The 4,253-nt window shown below is 45.6% G+C and carries 3 protein-coding genes; 2 read left to right on the top strand and 1 reads right to left on the bottom strand.

The window, feature by feature from the left end; all coding sequences use genetic code 11:
* Window positions 1-2,021 (top strand): phosphoenolpyruvate carboxylase (locus F6J99_RS42540; RefSeq protein ID WP_293122839.1); only part of this gene is annotated, 2,021 nt, incomplete at its 5' end.
* 114 nt (window positions 2,022-2,135) lie between these two features.
* Here F6J99_RS42540 and F6J99_RS42545 read toward each other — a convergent pair.
* Window positions 2,136-3,236: a serine/threonine-protein kinase gene (locus tag F6J99_RS42545; protein ID WP_293122841.1), complete on the bottom strand. Its 1,101-nt coding sequence runs from the start codon at window positions 3,234-3,236 to the stop codon at window positions 2,136-2,138.
* 159 nt (window positions 3,237-3,395) lie between these two features.
* Here F6J99_RS42545 and F6J99_RS42550 point away from each other — a divergent pair, with 159 nt between their 5' ends.
* Window positions 3,396-4,145, top strand: coding sequence for a DUF561 domain-containing protein (locus tag F6J99_RS42550; protein WP_293122843.1), 750 nt, complete (start codon window positions 3,396-3,398; stop codon window positions 4,143-4,145).
* The last annotated feature ends 108 nt before the right edge of the window (window positions 4,146-4,253 follow it).

Below are 4,253 nucleotides of genomic sequence, written 5' to 3' on the forward strand. Positions count from 1 at the left end.
AATTGCCAGAGGTTTACGAACAGCTCGCCATTCGCTATCGGCAAGAACCCTATCGACTCAAACTGACCTACGTTAAGCAAAAACTGGAAAACACCCGTGAGCGAAACCAACAGCTTGCCAATGGTATGCCTGTACCAGATGAGATGGCTAATGGTAAAAGCTGGAGTTTTTACCGCTCTGGAGAAGAATTCTTGGCAGAACTAAAGCTGATTGAGAGTAATCTGGTGGAAACTGGGTTGAACTGTCGTGAGTTAGACAATTTAATCTGTCAGGTGGAAATTTATGGCTTTTACCTAGCTCACCTAGATATTCGCCAGGAAAGTTCTCGCCACTCAGAAGCCCTCAGTGAAATTGCTGAGTACCTGCAAGTTTTGCCTAAGCCCTACAACTTGCTATCGGAATCCGAAGCATGCTTGTGGTTAACCGCTGAGTTGCGAACCCGACGTCCATTAATCCCAACAGAACTGCCATTTTCGGAAAAAACCTGCGAGACTATCGAAACCTTCCGGATGGTGCGGCAACTGCAACAAGAGTTTGGTCCCCAAATCTGCCAAACCTACATCATCAGCATGAGTCATACGGCCAGCGATTTGTTAGAAGTCCTCTTGTTGGCGAAGGAAGCTGGTTTGTATGACCCGGCCACTGGTCAGGGAACCATTCGCGTGGTGCCACTGTTTGAAACAGTGGAAGACCTTAAGCGTGCTCCAGCAGTGATGAAATCCCTGTTTGAGCTACCCTTGTATCGTGCTAGTTTGGCTGGTGGATATCAACAGATGCAGGTTAGCTCAAATAACCGTCAACTAAATAACCTACCCTACTCGAACGCCAAAGCTGAACAATCAAATAACCCTGGCCTTAAGGCCGTAGGCCACGCTGCGCGAACGGCCACGCTACGGGAACAAGCGTTAACCTCTCCTAACTTGCAAGAGGTAATGCTCGGCTACTCCGACAGTAACAAAGATTCTGGCTTCCTCAGTAGCAACTGGGAAATCCACAAAGCTCAGAAAGCCTTAGAGCACGTGGCCCAAGAGTACGGTATTGTTTTACGGATCTTCCATGGTCGTGGTGGTTCAGTGGGTCGTGGTGGTGGCCCATCTTATGAAGCTATCCTGGCGCAACCGGGTCGCAGTATCAATGGCCGAATCAAAATTACCGAACAAGGGGAAGTCCTTGCTTCTAGGTACTCTCTTCCAGGACTAGCGCTCTATCATCTCGAAACAATAGCCACAGCAGTGATTCAAGCTAGCTTACTCAATAATGGCTTTGATGATATCCAGCCCTGGAATGAAATTATGGAGGAGTTAGCTCAGACCTCCCGTACCCATTACCGAGCTCTGATTCACGAGCAACCAGATCTGGTAGATTTCTTCCATCAAGTGACACCGATTCAAGAAATTAGCCAGTTGCAAATTAGTTCTCGACCTGCACGGCGTAAATCAGGGAAGAAGGATTTAAGCAGTCTGCGGGCAATTCCTTGGGTCTTTAGCTGGACTCAAAGCCGCTTCTTGCTACCGAGCTGGTACGGTGTTGGCACTGCACTACAAAGCTTTGTCGATCAGGATCCAGAGGAGAATATCAACCTATTGCGCTGTTTCTACTCAAAATGGCCCTTCTTCAAAATGGTTATTTCCAAAGTAGAGATGACCTTAGCCAAGGTGGATTTACAAATTGCTCACCACTATCTCAAGGAACTTTCAAACCCTGAAGACCTGGAACGCTTCGAGCATTTGTTTGAGCAAATTGCTAAGGAATTTAACCTTACCTGCAATTTAGTCCTGACGATCACAGGACACCAAACACTGCTAGATGGCGACCCAAATTTACAACGGTCTGTACAGTTGCGTAATGGTACCATCGTTCCCTTAGGATTTTTACAGGTATCTTTGCTCAAACGCCTGCGTCAACATAGCAACCAGGTAACATTGGGTGTGGTTCAATCCCGGTATAGTAAGGGAGAGTTACTACGAGGAGCCTTATTGACGATCAACGGTATTGCTGCTGGCATGCGTAATACTGGCTGACCTGTAAAGAATGGAAAATGAAGGATGAAGGATGAAGGATGAAAAACGAACCAATGGCGAAGTTATTCGCTGTCAGTCTTTTTTGTCCGGAATCCTTGTAATTGCCAATTTAGCCTAATGATTAAATAGATGTTCAACTCTGTTGATATCCTTGTGGCGGTGTTTGGCTTGCATCCTTTGTTTCCATTTTCGAATCTCGATCGCAGTTTTTTCTGTAGGAGGCGTATATTTCTGAATTTTACCGGTGTCTTGCTTTTCCTGTCGTTGGTGTTGATTAGCTTGAGGTTGAATAACTAGAAACTCGGCAAGATTCTCTTGAAGTAATTTATTATCCAAGGCCCTTAGGATCGCTCTTGCGTTTGAATAACGCTCTTTGAGGGAAATAGCTAGCATTCTGTTGAGAATATTAGCAAAGGAATCACTCAAGTCCAATGCTTTACGCCACCTCAGTTCACCAGTTTGGCGATCGCTCTGAAATTGTAGGGGGGCTTTTCCAGTGAGTAGGTAAAGACAGGTAACCCCTAGGGAATAAAGATCACTACTATACACGGGTCGTAGAGTAAACTGTTCCGGTGGAGCAAATCCTACCGTACCGATGAAATGGGTAGTTTGGTTTCTGACACTGCTATCTGATGCTTGGGCAATTAACTCCTTAACTGCCCCAAAATCAATTAGTACCAACCGACCATCATCATTAGAAAGAATAATATTCTGAGGTTTGATATCGCGATGTATTACTCCATGGTCATGGATGTACTGCAATAACGGTAGTATGTCTCGCAGAAAACGTTTAACGGCTCCTGGGGATAAGCAACCAGAACGCCTGACCAACCTAGCTAGGGTAATGCCTCGAATGTACTCTTGAACCAAGTAGAATTCTCCATCGTCTACGAAATAATCGAGCAGCATCGGGATTTGGGGGTGAGTCCCCAGTTTGTTCAAAATTTTTGCTTCTCTCTCAAACCGCTGACGAGCGTTATGTAATGCTTTTGGATCACTGAATTTGGGACGAAGTTGCTTGATGACACAAAACGGCTGACCCGGTAAGGATGTATCTTTGGCTAAAAAGGTGACACCGAAACCACCTCGACCAATCATCCGTAACACTTCATAGCGATCGCGAAACAGCTGCTTTTTGCCACAAAGCTGACCTAACTCGGTATTCTTTAAGACATCACTGTGAAAATGAGATAGCTTGAGTTGCGGGAAATTCATTTATTTGTATATAGAAGGAGTAGCCATCAGCACCGATATGCTTTTAGTTTAGGCAAAAATATAGGGGTTTGGATGAATTCTTCAGAGAGAAAAAAAATTTCCTACAGTTAATTAAAAATTAGGTAAAGTTGGTTGATAATACAGGGGTAAACAGAAAATATGACTATGCATCACACACTAAACGAAGCCTTAGACCAAGGTCGTTGCCTGAAAGTAATTAGTGGCTTAAATACTTTTGATCCCCAGAAAGTTGCTGCTGTAGTCAAAGCAGCTTCACGGGGTGGAGCGACTTTTGTCGATATTGCCGCCTCACCCGATCTAGTCAGGTTAGCACGAGGGTTAACGGATTTACCAATTTGTGTTTCTGCTGTAGAACCAAAGCAGTTTGTTATTGCTATCCAAGCTGGCGCTGATCTGATTGAAATTGGTAACTTTGATAGCTTTTATGCTCAGGGGAAGTGGTTTGATGCTTCCGACGTATTGGCACTGACCATTGAAACCCGTAAATTACTACCCAATATAACCTTATCAGTAACTGTTCCCCACATTCTAAAGTTAGATCAGCAAGTAGAACTAGCGGCAGAATTAGTCAAAGCAGGAGCCGATATTATTCAAACTGAAGGGGGTACCAGCAGTAACCCTCGCTCCGCTGGCACCTTGGGTTTAATTGAAAAAGCAGCACCAACCTTAGCAGCTGCCTATGAAATTTCTCGTGCTGTGTCAGTACCAGTGTTGTGTGCTTCCGGATTATCCAGTGTGACCGTTCCCATGGCCATTGCTGCTGGTGCTGCTGGTGTTGGCGTTGGTTCCGCTATCAATCAGTTAGATAGCGAAGTGGCCATGGTAGCAGCGGTTCGCAGCTTGGTAGAATCCCTGGAAGGGGTCAAGGGTGAAGGGTTGTTCGCGTAGCGTGGCCTTTTGGCCAAGGTTTGAAGGGTTGTTCGCGTAGCGTGGCCTTTTGGCCAAGGTTTGAAGGGTTGTTCGCGTAGCGTGGCCTTTTGGCCAAGGTTTGAAGGG

It is taken from the genome of Moorena sp. SIO4G3 (assembly GCF_010692305.1).
GTDB classification, from domain to species: Bacteria; Cyanobacteriota; Cyanobacteriia; order Cyanobacteriales; family Coleofasciculaceae; genus Moorena; species Moorena producens_A.

Excerpts from the sequence above, each read along its gene's own strand:
- F6J99_RS42545 (WP_293122841.1), bottom strand. The coding sequence starts at position 3,236 with ATGAATTTCCCGCAACTCAAGCTATCTCATTTTCACAGTGATGTCTTA.
- F6J99_RS42550 (WP_293122843.1), top strand. The coding sequence starts at position 3,396 with ATGACTATGCATCACACACTAAACGAAGCCTTAGACCAAGGTCGTTGC.